Annotated in this window: 1 pseudogene; it reads right to left on the reverse strand. The window is 49.4% G+C overall.

The features are described from left to right. A pseudogene (locus ICE90_RS10755) lies at nt 1-399 on the reverse strand (autotransporter outer membrane beta-barrel domain-containing protein); the annotation flags it as partial.

A 399-nucleotide genomic window follows, 5' to 3' on the forward strand; every position in this document is an offset into this window, starting at 1 on the left:
CAGTACCACTAATGGCATTAGCGATCGTGATCGCATCAGAGCGATTAAGGATCAAGGTACCGTTATCGGTTACGGTGCCAGTGCCTAAGGTACCTACTGTGCCAGCATTACCGATTTGTAAGGTAGCGCCAGAGTTAATCGTCGTTGTACCACTGTAAGTATTGGTATTCGTTAATACTTGAGTACCACCAGAGATCACGAGGTTACCGTTCGTACCGCTGATCACACCAGCAAAAGTATCAGCTGCGTTAGTCATGGTCAGAGTCTTGCTACCTAATACGACCGAGCCAGAGCTGTTACCCGATAGGCTGATGATCGAGGCGCCAGAGGTGGTGCCACTGATATCGAAGGTCGCGTTATTAATCAGGCTGCTTGAAGTAGCAATGGAGCCTGTGCCAG

This window comes from Polynucleobacter sp. AP-RePozz3-80-G7 (assembly GCF_018882145.1).
GTDB lineage: Bacteria > Pseudomonadota > Gammaproteobacteria > Burkholderiales > Burkholderiaceae > Polynucleobacter.